11 protein-coding genes are annotated in these 12,412 nt (G+C 60.5%); 3 read left to right on the top strand and 8 right to left on the bottom strand.

What is annotated here, in order from left to right; genetic code table 11:
* Positions 1-34: 34 nt before the first annotated feature.
* Complete coding sequence (locus ACQRBV_RS08790) at positions 35-709, bottom strand: methionine ABC transporter permease (protein WP_060756501.1); 675 nt, start codon at positions 707-709, stop codon at positions 35-37.
* On the bottom strand, positions 709-1,716 hold the full coding sequence (locus ACQRBV_RS08785; RefSeq protein WP_411985767.1) for a methionine ABC transporter ATP-binding protein: 1,008 nt from the start codon (positions 1,714-1,716) through the stop codon (positions 709-711). Before ACQRBV_RS08785 ends, ACQRBV_RS08790 begins: the two co-directional genes overlap by 1 nt.
* A 265-nt stretch (positions 1,717-1,981) precedes the next feature.
* Between ACQRBV_RS08785 and katE the strand changes: the two genes are divergently transcribed.
* Positions 1,982-4,123: a catalase HPII gene (katE, locus tag ACQRBV_RS08780; RefSeq protein ID WP_104995109.1), complete on the top strand. Its 2,142-nt coding sequence runs from the start codon at positions 1,982-1,984 to the stop codon at positions 4,121-4,123.
* Between the two features lie 90 nt (positions 4,124-4,213).
* Here the strand turns inward: katE and ACQRBV_RS08775 are convergent, their stop codons facing one another.
* From ACQRBV_RS08775 to ACQRBV_RS08760, 4 genes are read right to left on the bottom strand one after another with little or no spacing between them, the layout of a single operon-like run.
* Entirely contained in the window at positions 4,214-4,933 is a 720-nt protein-coding gene (locus ACQRBV_RS08775; protein ID WP_060756498.1) for a PA5502 family lipoprotein, read from the bottom strand.
* A gap of 37 nt (positions 4,934-4,970) precedes the next feature.
* Positions 4,971-5,759 (bottom strand): zinc ABC transporter permease subunit ZnuB, encoded by a 789-nt coding sequence (gene znuB, locus ACQRBV_RS08770; protein WP_060756497.1) that lies wholly within the window; start codon positions 5,757-5,759, stop codon positions 4,971-4,973.
* Complete coding sequence (gene znuC / locus ACQRBV_RS08765; RefSeq protein ID WP_161548498.1) at positions 5,752-6,537, bottom strand: zinc ABC transporter ATP-binding protein ZnuC; 786 nt, start codon at positions 6,535-6,537, stop codon at positions 5,752-5,754. Before znuC ends, znuB begins: the two co-directional genes overlap by 8 nt.
* Positions 6,537-7,019: a Fur family transcriptional regulator gene (locus ACQRBV_RS08760; RefSeq protein ID WP_060756495.1), complete on the bottom strand. Its 483-nt coding sequence runs from the start codon at positions 7,017-7,019 to the stop codon at positions 6,537-6,539. Before ACQRBV_RS08760 ends, znuC begins: the two co-directional genes overlap by 1 nt.
* 58 nt (positions 7,020-7,077) lie before the next feature.
* Here ACQRBV_RS08760 and ACQRBV_RS08755 point away from each other — a divergent pair, with 58 nt between their 5' ends.
* The gene (locus ACQRBV_RS08755) at positions 7,078-8,007 is read left to right on the top strand and encodes a zinc ABC transporter substrate-binding protein ZnuA (protein ID WP_090367713.1); all 930 of its coding nucleotides are present in this window, start codon (positions 7,078-7,080) and stop codon (positions 8,005-8,007) included.
* A gap of 62 nt (positions 8,008-8,069) precedes the next feature.
* Here ACQRBV_RS08755 and ACQRBV_RS08750 read toward each other — a convergent pair whose 3' ends face one another.
* Positions 8,070-9,023 carry a homoserine kinase gene (locus tag ACQRBV_RS08750; protein ID WP_104995112.1) on the bottom strand — a complete coding sequence of 318 codons (954 nt, stop codon included), beginning with the start codon at positions 9,021-9,023 and terminating at the stop codon, positions 8,070-8,072.
* Positions 9,024-9,079: 56 nt separating this feature from the next.
* Positions 9,080-9,370 carry a DUF2782 domain-containing protein gene (locus ACQRBV_RS08745; protein ID WP_060756492.1) on the bottom strand — a complete coding sequence of 97 codons (291 nt, stop codon included), beginning with the start codon at positions 9,368-9,370 and terminating at the stop codon, positions 9,080-9,082.
* A gap of 74 nt (positions 9,371-9,444) precedes the next feature.
* On the opposite strand from ACQRBV_RS08745, the gene polA reads away from it, so the two are divergent.
* Positions 9,445-12,228, top strand: a complete 2,784-nt coding sequence (polA, locus tag ACQRBV_RS08740; RefSeq protein WP_411985768.1) for a DNA polymerase I — start codon at positions 9,445-9,447, stop codon at positions 12,226-12,228.
* The last annotated feature ends 184 nt before the right edge of the window (positions 12,229-12,412 follow it).

The raw sequence follows: 12,412 nt of genomic DNA, 5'->3' as shown, positions 1-12,412 counted from the left end.
TTCGGGCATGTGCCGGCAGGGCCGGCAATGGCCGTTATTTTCGAGAAAAGTGCACCACCAGCTTGTCGCCGACGGTTTGCAGAATTTGCACCAGGATCAACAGCAGCACCACGGTGACCACCATCACATCGGTCTGGAAACGCTGGTAGCCGAAGCGGATCGCCAGGTCACCCAAACCACCGGCGCCGACCACGCCGGCCATGGCGGTGTAGGAAACCAGTGTAATTGCTGTCACCGTAATTGCCGCGAAAATGCCGGGGCGTGCTTCGGGCAGCAACGCGTTGGTGATGATCTGGCGGGTGCTGGCGCCCATGGATTGGGTGGCTTCGATGATGCCGCGGTCCACTTCACGCAAGGCGGTTTCCACCAGGCGTGCGAAGAACGGCGTAGCACCTACCACCAGTGGCGGAATCGCGCCGGCCACACCCAGCGAAGTGCCGGTGATCAGGACCGTGAACGGGATCATCACGATCAGCAGGATGATGAATGGCAACGAGCGCAGGATGTTCACGATCAGCGACAGCAACGCGTACAGGCCCTTCTGTTCGAACAGTTGGCGCGGGCTGCACAGGAACAGCAGCACGCCCAGCGGCAGGCCGAGCAGTACGGTGAAGAACAGCGAGCCGAACAGCATGGTCATGGTGTCGCCGGTGGCGAGCCAGATTTCGGACCAGTCGATATTGGCGAAGAAACTCAACAGGACTTCCATTAGCGCAGAACCTCCATGTGGACGTCTGCCGCAGTAAAGCGGGCGAAAGCGGCTTCCATGTCCCCGCCGGTAACGGCGAGGGTCAGTTGGCCATAGGGAATATCTTTGATGCGGTCGATACGACCGGCAAGGATGCTGTAGTCCACACCGGTTTCACGAGCGACGGTGCCCAGCAGCGGCGCGTAGGTCGCTTCGCCCTGGAACGTCAGGCGAATGATTCGACCCGGTACATGGGCAAAGTCATCCCGTTGCTCGCTTTCATCGATCTGATCGGCTTCCTGCACGAAACGCTTGGTGGTCGGGTGCTGAGGGTGCAGGAACACTTCGGCGACCGAGCCTTGCTCGACGATCACACCGGCGTCCATCACGGCCACCTGGTCGCAGACGCGGCGGATCACGTCCATTTCATGGGTGATCAGCACGATGGTCAGCTTCAGCTCGCGGTTGATCTCGGCCAGCAGTTGCAGCACCGAAGCGGTGGTCTGTGGGTCGAGGGCACTGGTGGCTTCGTCGCACAGCAGGATTTTCGGTTTGGTCGCCAAGGCACGGGCGATGCCGACGCGTTGCTTCTGGCCGCCGGACAACTGCGCCGGGTACTTCCTGGCGTGGTCCGACAGGCCGACGCGGGCGAGCAGTTCGGCCACGCGCAGGTCGATGTCCTTGCGTGACAATTCGCCGGCCAGGGTCAGCGGCAGCGCCACGTTGTCGGCGACGGTCTTGGAGGCCAGCAGGTTGAAGTGCTGGAAGATCATCCCGACTTGCTGGCGGAAACGACGCAGGCCGTTGGCATCCAGCGCGGTGACTTCTTCACCGTCGACAGTAATTTGGCCGCCGCTGGGTTGCTCCAGGCGGTTGATCAGGCGAAGCAGTGTGCTTTTACCCGCCCCGGAGTGGCCAATCAGGCCGAATACCTGGCCGTTTTCGACGCGCAGGTTGGTGGGGTGCAGGGCGGGGATTTCCTTACCGGCGACGCGGTAGGTTTTATGGACGTTATGAAACTCGATCACGTAGCGAACCTTGTGGGGCGCATGGAAAAGGGAGCAGCGGTTAGCCGGGCGCGCATTTTAGCCTGTCCGTATAGCGTTTCTTAGCATTTATTTCGCATTCAACCAGCGATTTGGCAATAACGCGATCAAAGGTCATAAAAAAGGAACGGTGCATAAAGGGATCAGTCACTACTTAGGCAATTCGAAATCCCCAGGTGCCGTGCCTGGGGGTTGTTCTAGAAGAGCCGGGGATCGCTCTGGCCACTTAAGAAGGAGTTTTTGCCCGATGAGTACTAAAAAGCCAGTCACCCCGCCAAAGAGTGAACTTGCGGGGACCGACACCCTGGACCGTGGCAATACCAACGCCAAGCTGCAAGCGCTGGAGGAGTTTCGCTCCGATGCTACCGGCCAGGCCCTGCGCACCAACCAGGGTGTGAAGATTGCCGACAACCAGAACACCCTGAAAGTTGGCGCCCGTGGCCCCTCGTTGCTGGAAGACTTCATCATGCGTGAAAAGATCACGCATTTTGACCATGAACGCATCCCGGAGCGCATCGTGCATGCCCGGGGTACCGCGGCCCATGGTTATTTCCAGACTTATGAGAACCACTCGGCGCTGAGCAAGGCCGGGTTTTTGCGCAATCCTGAGCATAAAACCCCGGTATTTGTGCGCTTCTCCACTGTGCAAGGCCCTCGGGGTTCGGGCGACACCGTGCGCGATGTGCGCGGCTTCGCCGTGAAGTTCTTTACCGACGAAGGCAACTTCGATTTGGTTGGCAACAACATGCCGGTATTTTTCATACAGGACGCCATCAAGTTTCCTGACTTCGTACACGCGGTGAAGCCTGAGCCGCACAACGAGATTCCTACCGGTGGCTCGGCTCACGATACATTCTGGGATTTCGTTTCGCTGCAGCCGGAGTCGGCGCACATGGTGCTGTGGGCCATGTCCGACCGCGCCATCCCGAAAAGCCTACGCGCCATGCAGGGGTTTGGCGTTCATACTTTCCGCATGATCAACACCGAAGGTCAATCGAGCTTTGTGAAGTTCCACTGGCACCCGAAAGTCGGCACCTGCTCGCTGGTGTGGGACGAGGCGCAAAAGCTTGCCGGTAAAGATACCGATTACCACCGTCGCGACCTGTGGGAAGCGATTGAGAGTGGCGACTACCCGGAATGGGAATTGGGCGTGCAGATCGTAGCCGAAGAGGACGAGCACAAGTTTGACTTCGACCTGCTCGACCCGACCAAGATCATCCCCGAAGAACTGGTGCCGGTGACACCGCTGGGCAAGATGGTGCTCAACCGCAACCCGGACAACTTCTTTGCCGAAGTCGAGCAGGTCGCCTTTTGCCCAGGCCATATCGTGCCGGGTATCGACTTCACCAATGATCCGTTGCTGCAAGGCCGTCTGTTTTCTTACACGGATACTCAGATCAGCCGACTCGGTGGCCCGAACTTTCACGAATTGCCGATCAATCGTCCGGTCGTGCCTTTCCATAACGGCCAGCGCGATGCCCAACACCGTACGGTGATCGACAAGGGGCGTGCCGCATACGAACCGAATTCGATTGACGGAGGTTGGCCGAAAGAAACGCCTCCGGCTGCCGAGAATGGTGGTTTCGAAAGCTATTACGAGCGCGTCGACGCCAACAAGGTACGTGAGCGCAGCGAGTCGTTTGGTGACCACTTCTCGCAAGCCACGCTGTTTTTCAACAGCATGAGCCATCACGAGAAAGAGCACATCATCGCGGCCTACAGCTTCGAGTTGGGCAAGGTGGAGCGCGAGTTTATCCGCGCTCGCCAGGTGAATGAGATCCTGGCCAATATCGACCTGGAACTGGCCAAGCGCGTTGCACAGAACCTGGGCTTGCCGGCGCCGACCAAAGGTACGGTGCCGCCACGTAAGGCGTCGTTGAAAGTGTCGCCGGCCTTGAGCCAGGTGAACCTGCTGTCGGGCGATATCAAGACGCGAAAAGTCGCGATTCTGGCGGCTAACGGTGTGGATGGTGCGGCGATTGCGGCGTTGAAGGCAGCGCTGGAAGCCGAAGGTGCGCACGCCAAGTTGCTGGGGCCGACTTCAGCACCGGTGAAGACCGCAGATGGCAAGAGCCTGGCGGTAGATGCGTCGATGGAAGGCATGCCGTCCATTGCGTTTGATGCGGTGTTTGTACCGGGCGGTAAGGAGTCGATCAAGGCGCTGAGCGGGGATGGCGTGGCGTTGCACTACCTGTTGGAAGCGTACAAGCACCTGAAGGCGATTGCCGTTGCCGGTGATGCCAAACCCTTGCTGGAGCTGCTCAAGCTTGAGGTGGACGCGGGGTTGATCGTGGGTGCGGATGCAAAAGCGTTCAAGGCGTTTTTTGCCGCGATTGCCCAGCATCGGGTGTGGGAGCGTGAGCCGAAGGCCAAGGCTATTCCGGCTTAAGTGATCGCAGAACGCTATCGGGAGCAAGCCCCCTCCCACACTTGAATGATGAAGTTTTCAAGTGTGGGAGGGGGCTTGCTCCCGATGCTTTTACTGGGTTTTGCGCGGAATCAGCACAACCTGCGCCGGGATCTTTTTCAGAATCTGCCGGTGGATCTTCAGGTCATATCCCGAATCAATTCGCTTCACCCGTTTGCTCAGCAAGGTGGACAGCCATGGGTAGTCCTGGGTGCGCGGCACTTGAATGCTCACGTCGCACTGGTAATTCACCACGTCGGTGGCAATCGCATCCAGTTGATGGCGAAGTTCTTCTATGTCGGTGAGGTTCAGCGCCACGGTCGTGCTTTCGGCTGCCGGGTCGATGACTTTGGCGACAGGCTTGGTTTCGGCGGCTTTCAACGCGGCTTCGGCTTTATCCAGCTCGGCTTTGCGGGCGTGGCTGATGGCGTTGTTGACGCCGCCGGTCAGCGCAGGCGCCTTGGGCATCAATGCGCGTGCACGGCTCAGCGCCGTGGCGGCGGCGTTGACGTCACCCTTTTGCAAGACGATCTGGCTGCGTTGCAGGTAGGCTTCGGCCAGCTGGCGTTGGTAAGTTTCCAGGGCCGGGTCGTCAGGCGACTGGGCCTGCAATGCGGCGAGTTGATCTTCAGCGGTGGCCAGCTCGCTGCTGGCCAGGTTTTGCTCCAGTTGCGCGATGGCCACGGCACGCGCATCCGGGGCTGCGGGAGCGGCCGGCGGTGTGCTTTGGCAGGCGCCCAGCAGCAGGGAAAATGCGGCAAGGAGCAGATAACGGGCGTTGAACGGCTTCATTCCTGCGACTCTCTAATTGCGCAAAAAGCGAGCAAGTCTACACCCCTCGACGGGGCAGGACAAAACTCAGCAGAAACAGGGCGGCCGCCGTTACCACAATCGACGGTCCTGCGGGCGTGTCCTTGAACCAGGACAGCGCCAGGCCCCCGCACACTGCCAGCATCCCCAGCAGGCTGGCGCCGATGGCCATCTGCTCGGGGGAGCGGGCATGGCGCTGGGCGGCTGCGGCGGGAATGATCAGCAGCGACGTGATCAACAATACGCCGACTATCTTCATCGCAACAGCAATCACCACCGCGATCAACAGCATCAGGGCCATGCGCAGGGCTGGCACCGGCAAACCTTCCACCGTGGCCAGTTCTTCATGCACTGTGATCGCCAGTAACGGGCGCCACAGGGTTACCAGCAAAACCAGTACGACGGCGCTGCCGCCGAGTATCCAGGCAAGGTCGCCGGGGCTGATCGCCAGCAGATCGCCAAACAGGTAGGCCATCAGGTCGATGCGTACTTCGTGCATGAAGCTCAGTACCACCAGGCCCAGGGATAGGGTGCTTGGCGCCAGGATGCCCAGTAGCGTGTCGGAGGCCAGTGGCTGGCGTTGTTGCAGCGTCACCAGCAGGACCGCCAGCAGCAGGCAGCCCACGGTGACGGCGAGGGTCGGGCTCACATCCAGCAAAAAGCCCAAGGCGACGCCCAGCAGGGCGGCGTGGGACAGGGTGTCGCCGAAATAGGCCATGCGCCGCCAGACCACGAACGAGCCCAATGGGCCCGCCACCAATGCCAAAGCCAAGCCTGCCAGCAGGGCGTAGAGCAGAAAATCAGCCATGCTTGCAGCTATCTCCATGAACGTGGGTATGAGGTTTGGCCGGATCAGTCACGACGGCGCCATGCAAATCATGGGCATGATCGTGATGGTGGTGGTAGATCGCCAGGCTCTGCGCGTTCTTGCCGAACAACTCGACGAAGGCCGGGTCACCGCTGACCTGTTCCGGGTGGCCGGAGCAGCACACATGGCGGTTGAGGCACACCACTTGGTCGGTGGTGCTCATCACCAGGTGCAGGTCGTGGGAGACCATCAGCACGCCGCAGCCATGGCGGTCGCGCAGGCGGGTGATCAGGCTGTACAGCTCGGCCTGGCCTGCGACGTCGACGCCTTGTACAGGTTCGTCCAGTACCAGCAGTTCGGGCTCGCGCAACAGGGCGCGGGCCAGCAAGACGCGCTGCATTTCGCCGCCGGAGATGCTTTGCACCGGGCTGTCGATGACCTGCTCGGCGCCGACCTCCTTGAGCGCGGCCAGCGCGCGGGTACGGTCGACACCGGGCACCAGGCGCAGAAAGCGCAGTACCGACAGGGGCAGCGTCGGATCGACGTGCAGCTTCTGCGGCATGTAGCCGACACGCAGCTTGGGTTTGCGCCATACACGGCCGCTGTCGGGCTTGAGCAAACCGAGCACGGCACGCACCAGGGTGGTCTTGCCCGCGCCATTGGGGCCGATCAGCGTGACGATCTGCCCGGGCTCGACGCTCAGCGGGATGTTATCCAGTACGTTTTGCCCGGCGAACGTGACCGTGACCTGTTCCAGGCGGATTAACGCGTTGCTCATCAAGCCCCCTGGCAACCCGAGCAGAGCCCGACCACTTCGACCGTTTGCCCTTCAACCTTGAAGCCGACGTCGGCGGAGCTCTGGATGATGGCATCGCTGATGCTTTTCTGTTCAAGCTCGATGGCGGCGTGGCACTCCCGGCAGATCAGGAACTGGCCTTGATGCGCGTGCTCCGGATGGCTGCAGCCGACAAAGGCGTTGAGGGAGGCGATGCGATGCACCAAGCCGTTTTCCAGCAGGAAGTCCAGCGCGCGGTATACGGTCGGCGGCGCGGCGCGGCGGCCGTCCTGCTCGCTGAGCACGCCAAGAATGTCGTAGGCGCCCAGCGGCTTGTGGCTTTGCCACACCAGTTCCAGTACCCGACGGCGCAATGCGGTCAGGCGCAGGCCCTTCTGCGTACACAGGGTGTCGGCTTCCGACAGCGCGGTATGCACGCAGTGGGAGTGGTCGTGGGGACGGCTGGCAAGCGGTGTTTTAGGCATGAGCGGCGACAGACATTTGATAGAGACGTTATTATGTTACCCGTTCCTACGCCATCGAGTGGTCATCGTGTTCCGACTTTTTCCCGTTTTTGTCGTATTTGTCACCAGTTTGTTCGTTACCGCAGCCGCTCAGGCTGAGGTCAAGGTGTTGACCAGCATCAAGCCGTTGCAGCTGATTGCCGCTGCCGTGCAGGATGGCGTGGCGATCCCGGAGGTCTTGTTGCCACCTGGCGCGTCGCCGCATAACTATGCCTTGCGCCCATCCGACGTACGGCGCGTGCAGTCGGTGGACCTGCTGTATTGGATCGGCCCGGACATGGAGAGCTTCCTGCCGCGTGTGCTCAAGGGGCGTAGCCTGCCGACCGTCGCGGTACAGGATCTTCCAGGCATGAAGCTGCGTCGTTTCGCCGAAGATAGCCACTCCCACGCTGACGAAGCCGACGAACATGACCACGATCATCGCCCGGGCAGCCTGGATGCGCACCTGTGGCTATCGACGGTCAACGCGCGCGTGATCGCGGCACGCATGGCTGCTGATCTCAGCGCTGCCGACCCGGCCAATGCCGCGCGTTATCAGAGTAACGTGAAGGCTTTCGATGAGCGTCTGGATGCGTTGGACGCACGGTTGAAGGCTCGCCTGGCGACCATCGGCGACAAACCCTACTTCGTGTTCCATGAAGCTTTTGATTACTTCGAAGACGCCTATGGGCTCAAGCACACCGGTGTGTTCAGCGTGGCTGCCGAAGTACAGCCGGGTGCCCAGCACGTCGCGGCGATGCGCACGCGCCTGCAGGAAGTGGGCAAGACATGTGTGTTCAGTGAACCGCCATTGCGTCCGCGTTTGGCTGAGACGCTGGTGGCCGGCCTGCCGGTGAAGTTGGCGGAGCTGGATGCATTGGGCGGCTACACACCGGCCACGGCTCAAGGGTACGAGCAGGTGCTGGAGAAGCTGGGCAACGATTTGGCCGGGTGCCTGGAGTCGCTCTGACGGTTGACGCAAAACCCATGTGGGAGCTGGCTTGCTCCCACATTTTTGACCGAGTGGGTCCTTTAAAGGGCGAACGGCAGTTGGATCGTGACCTGCTGGCGCTGCGCCAAACGGTGCTCGAACTCGGCGGGGTCGTGAATCAGCACATCCTGCCCGGCAAACGACTCAGCGGCGATCAGCCGTGACAGCCAGAACCGCACACAAGCCACCCGTAACATCGTCGGCCACAATTCGGCCTCCTTCGCAGTGAACGGCCGCAGGCTCGCGTAGGCGCCCAGCAGTGCGCGGGCACGCGGCCCATCAATCACGCCTTGCGCATCCGAGCACCAGTCATTCAGGGCGATCGCCACGTCGTACAGCATCGGGCCGGAGCAGGCGTTGTAGAAGTCGATCAATCCTGTGAGATGCGTGCCTTCAAACATCGCATTGTCGCGGAACAGGTCGGCATGCACGTTGGCGCGTGGCAAGGCCAGGATCTCGGCCTTGTGGGCGTCGATCTCGGTCAATGCCGCTTGCAGTAAACGTTGCTGCGCTTCGTTCAAGTGCGAAATCAGCTGTGCCCCTTCACTGAGCATCCACTCCAGCCCGCGATCGGTCTTGCGTTCCAGCACCTTCTCGCCTTGGGTGGCCAGGTGCAGGTGGCCCAGCAAGTCACCGACCTGGGCGCAATGCTGGGCGTTGGCGTCCTTGATGTGCTTGCCGGCCAGGCGCGGTTGCAGCAGCGCCGGTTTGCCGGCCAGCGTGCGCAGGGCGACGCCGTCGGTGGTGCGCAGCGCATAGGGCACTGGCAGGTCAGCGTCGTGGAGCACGTCGAGCAACTCGATGAAGAACGGCATCTCCGCGACGGGGCCGCGCTCAACCAGGGTCAGGACGAATTCGCCCTGTTCCAGGCTGATAAAGAAATTGGTGTTTTCGCTGCCAGCGGCAATCCCCTGGAAATCAAGCAGGCGGCCGAGCCCATAAGGGGCGAGAAAGGTTTCCAGCTCGGGCCGAGCCAGGGGGGTAAACACAGACATGGTTAAAACTGCCAGTACGGGCGCCGCGATGTGCGGCGCCAATTGAAGTTAAGAAATCATTTCCATTCGAAGATCTTCCATGACGGGATCAGCATATCCGGCTGGTCAGAGCGGATGAAGTTCGCGTCGGTTCCGTCCGCGCGCACCAGGAAATACGGTGGGGCACCCTTTACAGTGACCTTGATTGCGTACAGGAAACCGTTTTGGCGGTACTCCTGGATGGTTCTGTCGCCTTCCGTGCGAATGGTAACTTCCGGATCGCCCGAAGGGGCGCTGTCTGCCGCCATGGCAGCCATCGGAGCGAGTGCAATCAAGCCAGTGAGGAGCAGGCGATTGAATGTACGCATGATAACCTTGTCCCTTTGTCGTCATTGGTCCGGCTATTCTAGCGCCTGACCCGCCGAAAAGGTTGATCCTGCTCATGAGCCAAGCCCCCCTCGTCCTGGTGGACGGTTCTTCTTATCTGTATCGCGCTTTCCATGCGCTGCCACCGCTCACCACTTCCAAAGGCCTGCCGACCGGTGCGGTCAAGGGCGTGTTGAACATGCTCAAAAGCCTGCGCAAGCAGTACCCGGACAGCCCTTTCGCCGTGGTGTTTGACGCCAAGGGTGGGACTTTTCGCGATGACATGTACGCCGAATACAAGGCCAATCGCCCGAGCATGCCCGATGACATGCGCCTGCAGATCGAGCCGCTGCACCAGAGCGTGATTGCCCTGGGCTTCCCGCTGTTGTGCGTCGAAGGCGTCGAGGCCGATGATGTGATCGGTACCCTGGCCCGCAGTAGCGCTGCGGCCAACCGACCGGTGGTGATTTCCACCGGTGACAAAGACATGGCGCAGCTGGTCGATGGGCACATTACCTTGGTCAATACCATGACCGGTAGTTCGATGGACATCGAAGGCGTAAAGGAGAAATTTGGCGTCGCTCCGGAGCAGATCATCGACTATCTGGCGTTGATGGGGGATTCGTCTGACAACATTCCGGGCGTTCCGGGTATTGGTCCGAAGACCGCTTCCGGCTTGCTGGTGGGCGTGAATGGTGGGATCAAAGAGCTGTATGAGCAGTTGGATATCGTGCCGACCCTGCCGATCCGTGGGGCCAAGACCCTGCCGGCCAAGTTGGAAGAGCATAAGGAGATGGCGTTCCTTTCTTACCAACTGGCGACGATCAAGTGTGATGTGCCGCTGCACGTCGGCCTGGAAGACCTGCACCTGATCGAACCGGATCGTGAAAAGCTGCTGGAGCTGTACACGCTGCTGGAGTTCAAGAGCTGGTTCGACGAGATCCAGCGTGATGCCAAGCGCGTGGAACTCAACACGGCGCCCGTTGCTGAAGCCGTTGTGGAGGCGGTGGTGGTTGCGCCTGTCGAGGCGCGTTACACCACAATCCTTGACCAGGCGACCTTCGATGTCTGGCTGAAGAAGCTCAATGACGCGAAGTTGTTCGCGTTCGATACCGAAACCACCGGCATCGACGCCCAGCAGGCGCAGTTGGTCGGGGTTTCATTCGCGATGCAGCCCCATGAAGCTGCGTACATTCCGTTGACGCACTCCTACATCGGCGCGCCGCCGCAGCTGGATCGCGACAGCGTGTTGCTCGCGTTAAAACCATTGCTGGAGGATCCGACCAAGCTCAAGGTCGGCCAGCACGCCAAGTTCGACATGAACATCCTGGCCAACTGCGCCATCGGCGGCGACCCGGCGCAGGGCATTACCGTACGTGGTATCGCCTTCGACACCATGCTCGAATCCTATGTGCTCAACTCCACGGCAACCCGGCACGACATGGACAGCCTGGCCAAGAAGTACCTGGACTACGACACCGTCAGTTTCCAGGACATCGCCGGCAAGGGCGCCAAGCAGCTGACATTCGACCAGATCCCGCTTGAACAAGCCGGTCCTTACGCGGCGGAAGATGCCGATGTGACCTTGCGTCTGCATCAGGCGCTGCATGCGCAACTGGCGGCCATTCCAAGCCTGGCCGGCGTATTGACCGACATCGAGATTCCACTGGTGCCGGTGTTGGCGCGGATCGAGCGTCAGGGGGCCTTGGTGGATAAGGATCTGCTGGGCGTTCAGAGCATCGAGCTGGGCAACAAGATGGTCGAGCTGGAGCGTCAGGCGTTCGAGATCGCCGGTGAGGCGTTCAATCTGGGCTCGCCCAAGCAGCTAGGGGCGATTCTCTACGAGAAACTGGGCCTGCCGGTACTGAAGAAGACCGGCAAAGGCCAGGCGTCGACTGCTGAAGAAGTACTGGCCAAGCTGGCCGAAGATGACTTCCTGTTGCCCAAGGTGCTGATGCAGTACCGCAGCATGAGCAAGCTCAAAAGCACCTATACCGACCGGCTGCCGGAGCAGATCAACCCACGCACCGGGCGCATTCACACGTCTTATCACCAGGCGGTGGCGGCAACCGGGCGTTTGTCTTCCAGCGATCCGAACCTGCAGAACATACCGGTGCGCACCGCCGAAGGGCGGCGGATTCGCCAGGCATTTGTCGCGCCCAAGGGCTACAAACTGCTGGCGGCGGATTATTCCCAGATCGAATTGCGGATCATGGCGCACCTGTCCAAGGACGAGGGCCTGATGAACGCCTTCCGCAACAACCTGGACGTGCATACGGCGACGGCCGCCGAGGTGTTCAAGGTCGAGTTGGCCGAGGTCACGTCCGACCAGCGTCGCAGTGCCAAGGCGATCAACTTTGGCCTGATCTATGGGATGGGGGCGCAGAAGCTCGGCAAGGATATTGGAGTCGATACCAAGACCGCCAAGGCCTACATCGATGTGTACTTCGCACGTTACCCGGGCGTTCGCGAATATATGGAGCGCACCCGCGCCCAGGCTGCCGACCAGGGCTATGTAGAAACCTTCTTCGGGCGCCGGCTGTATTTGCCCGACATCAACTCCAATAAACCCCAGGACCGCGCAGCCGCCGAGCGCACGGCGATCAACGCGCCGATGCAAGGCACCGCGGCGGACATCATCAAGAAAGCCATGGTACGGGTGGATGACTGGCTGACGGAGTCGGGTCTGGATGCCAAGGTTATCCTCCAGGTGCACGACGAACTGGTGCTTGAGGTGCGTGAAGACCTGGTGGCGCAAGTCAGCGAAAAGATCCGCGAACACATGAGTGCGGCGGCGCAATTGGATGTGCCGTTGGTGGTGGATGTGGGAGTGGGCAATAACTGGGACGAGGCGCACTGATTTGGCGGCTCTGCCATCACCAACCGTGATGGCAGGGCGCTTTAGATCAGAAATCGATACTGGTTATTTCCAATAGTTTTTTGGATCTGCCGGAACTTAACCCGTGAACTGCCACTCAGAGTTACTGAATGGGTGGTGAAGCCCTTCAATGCTCCTATGTTGTGTTAAGTGTTGGCAGATATCT

It is taken from the genome of Pseudomonas sp. R11F (genome assembly GCF_050312575.1).
GTDB lineage: Bacteria > Pseudomonadota > Gammaproteobacteria > Pseudomonadales > Pseudomonadaceae > Aquipseudomonas > Aquipseudomonas palleroniana.
Note: the sequence above shows the minus strand (reverse complement) of the source record. Positions and strands in the feature narration are given on the sequence as shown.

Excerpts from the sequence above, each read along its gene's own strand:
- ACQRBV_RS08790 (WP_060756501.1), bottom strand. The coding sequence starts at position 709 with ATGGAAGTCCTGTTGAGTTTCTTCGCCAATATCGACTGGTCCGAAATC.
- katE (WP_104995109.1), top strand. The coding sequence starts at position 1,982 with ATGAGTACTAAAAAGCCAGTCACCCCGCCAAAGAGTGAACTTGCGGGG.
- ACQRBV_RS08775 (WP_060756498.1), bottom strand. The coding sequence starts at position 4,933 with ATGAAGCCGTTCAACGCCCGTTATCTGCTCCTTGCCGCATTTTCCCTG.
- znuB (WP_060756497.1), bottom strand. The coding sequence starts at position 5,759 with ATGGCTGATTTTCTGCTCTACGCCCTGCTGGCAGGCTTGGCTTTGGCA.
- znuC (WP_161548498.1), bottom strand. The coding sequence starts at position 6,537 with ATGAGCAACGCGTTAATCCGCCTGGAACAGGTCACGGTCACGTTCGCC.
- ACQRBV_RS08760 (WP_060756495.1), bottom strand. The coding sequence starts at position 7,019 with ATGCCTAAAACACCGCTTGCCAGCCGTCCCCACGACCACTCCCACTGC.
- ACQRBV_RS08750 (WP_104995112.1), bottom strand. The coding sequence starts at position 9,023 with ATGTCTGTGTTTACCCCCCTGGCTCGGCCCGAGCTGGAAACCTTTCTC.
- ACQRBV_RS08745 (WP_060756492.1), bottom strand. The coding sequence starts at position 9,370 with ATGCGTACATTCAATCGCCTGCTCCTCACTGGCTTGATTGCACTCGCT.
- polA (WP_411985768.1), top strand. The coding sequence starts at position 9,445 with ATGAGCCAAGCCCCCCTCGTCCTGGTGGACGGTTCTTCTTATCTGTAT.